Here is a 1,884-nt window from a genome sequence, read left to right as displayed (position 1 = left end):
TCGCCGTTCGGGTAGATACGCACCTTGCGCCCGTCATGCCAGATGACGTCGGTGTACTGCCCAGGTTCCATCACGGCTCCAAAGGAGACGACAAGTCCTCAAGCTTCAAGCTCGACCAGTCCACGTCGACGAAGAACAACTGTTTGTCCTCGTCGAAGTCGGCGAGCGTCCCGTACCCGTGGAGGCCGGACTCGGCCTCCCACACCATGACCCGCTGCCCGATTACGAGGTCACGCGCCTCAGGGCGTGTCACGTCGGCAGGCTCCACGATCGTCTGATTACCGTTGACCCGCACGTTGGGGTCGATCCGCACCACGGGCAGGGGCGCAGGCTGGCGGTTGAAGCCCATCCCGGTGAGGACCCGATCTAGGAACGCGGCCTGGTCCATGTCTCGTCCTCTCGCAGCTGCCACTTTCTGCCAACTTCTGCCAACCTGGCAGGTCAGTCGACGGGGTCCACGGGCCACTTACACCACTCAGGGTTGGCCTTCTGCCACGCGATGAAGACGTCCCGCTGTTTCCGGGCGCTCGCCGCCCGCTTGTGCTGCCCCTCGGCCTCGCGACTAGCGGCGTACTTTTCGATGGCGTCGGGTGCCGCCAGGTCGAATCCCATCAGGAGGAAGCCGGGCAGGTCAGCGGGATACTTGCCTGGCGGCGGCTGGATGTCTTCGAGCTCTTCGCGTCCGTGGAACATGATCCCCCTCGAAACGGTCGCCGTACTGCCAGTCTGGCAAAGAAGAAAGGGCCGGGCCGCCCGAAGACGACCCGGCCCAGTGCGCTCGCTTGGCAGGTCGCGCGTCCACCAGCGTAGCGTCCAGCTTCTCCACGCTTCCACCGTGGAGCCCTGCCCATCCGTGTCACCAGATCAAGCCGCAGGAGCAACACCACGCTACCGACAGAGGCGGGAGCACGGGATGAGGTGCACGAACGTTTACGGGCTGAGACAAGGGCTTACACGAGAAAGGGGCCGGGCGGCCCGAGCACCCATCGGGACAGGCGAACCAATGCCAGCGGTTCGCGCCGGACCTGAACCGAGGACAGCAGCCGCTGGCGGGCCACCGAACCGGTGGTGCTCCGGACGCTACCCCGATGGATGCTCGGGCGTTCTCAGATTACCGCTGGCGCGGCTCAGACCGCTCGGCATTCGGCACCGCATAGGTGATGCCCAGAGCACCGAGAACGGCCAGAGCGACGGTCACCCACTCGCCCGTCACGATGACGTCATCGCTCATGGCGATGACCAGCGAACCGGTACCAGCGGACATGGCGGCGACGATGGCCTTCGCCATGCTTCCTACCTTGATCATGACAGCCTCCTAGCTGGCCGTGTAGCCGAAGCTGAAGTTGTAGCCCTTGGACTCAGACACGCTGCCAAGGGTGATCCAGGCGGTGTCCCACGCGGCGAAGCTGCTCGAACTCGACTTGCCGTTGTTCCAGATGTGACCGTGATAGCCGCACCGGTCAGGCGAGTTCGCGAACACGGCGTGGTAGGTGACACCGTTGCGGACGAACACGCGCGGCGTGCCCGCACCCATGTAGATACGGAGAGTCCGCCCGGCAGGCAGCACGTCAGCGGTAGCTCCGGCGTCCACCGGCAGCACGCCGGCCTGCAGCGTGTAGGTGTTGCAGCGGGTCGTCCTGTTGTTGCCCCGCGCCCACGAGTCCTGCAGCAGCAGACCAGCCACCGGGACGCCCGCGGCGCCGACGTTCTTCACGTCCACGTACTCCGAGTTCCGGTTCAGCATGGTGTCCGCGCCGTAGGCGTTGTAGCCGATCGTGCCGATCTGCAGGTCCGGGATGTCCGCAGCGGAGGCCGGAGCGGTGCCCAGGCCGAGACCCAGTAGGACGACGAACGAGATGAGCGCGCTCTTGAGAATGCGCATTT

General features: G+C 65.3%; 4 protein-coding genes. All 4 read right to left on the bottom strand.

The genetic code is table 11. The features are described from left to right. Positions 1 to 70: 70 nt before the first annotated feature. Positions 71 to 388, bottom strand: coding sequence for a hypothetical protein (locus tag ACFWYW_RS59310; RefSeq protein ID WP_379628305.1), 318 nt, complete (start codon positions 386 to 388; stop codon positions 71 to 73). A 53-nt stretch (positions 389 to 441) separates the two neighbouring features. After that, the gene (locus ACFWYW_RS59305) at positions 442 to 693 is read right to left on the bottom strand and encodes a hypothetical protein (protein ID WP_379628306.1); all 252 of its coding nucleotides are present in this window, start codon (positions 691 to 693) and stop codon (positions 442 to 444) included. A gap of 418 nt (positions 694 to 1,111) precedes the next feature. Further along, a complete protein-coding gene (locus tag ACFWYW_RS59300) occupies positions 1,112 to 1,306 on the bottom strand; it encodes a hypothetical protein (protein ID WP_379628308.1) in 195 nt (64 codons plus the stop codon). A gap of 9 nt (positions 1,307 to 1,315) precedes the next feature. Continuing rightward, positions 1,316 to 1,884: hypothetical protein (locus tag ACFWYW_RS59295; RefSeq protein WP_379628310.1), on the bottom strand; the 569-nt coding region annotated here is incomplete at its 5' end.

The sequence above is a fragment of the Nonomuraea sp. NPDC059023 genome (assembly GCF_042740095.1).
Lineage (GTDB): Bacteria > Actinomycetota > Actinomycetes > Streptosporangiales > Streptosporangiaceae > Nonomuraea.
Note: the sequence above shows the minus strand (reverse complement) of the source record. Positions and strands in the feature narration are given on the sequence as shown.

Excerpts from the sequence above, each read along its gene's own strand:
- ACFWYW_RS59310 (WP_379628305.1), bottom strand. The coding sequence starts at position 388 with ATGGACCAGGCCGCGTTCCTAGATCGGGTCCTCACCGGGATGGGCTTC.
- ACFWYW_RS59305 (WP_379628306.1), bottom strand. The coding sequence starts at position 693 with ATGTTCCACGGACGCGAAGAGCTCGAAGACATCCAGCCGCCGCCAGGC.
- ACFWYW_RS59300 (WP_379628308.1), bottom strand. The coding sequence starts at position 1,306 with ATGATCAAGGTAGGAAGCATGGCGAAGGCCATCGTCGCCGCCATGTCC.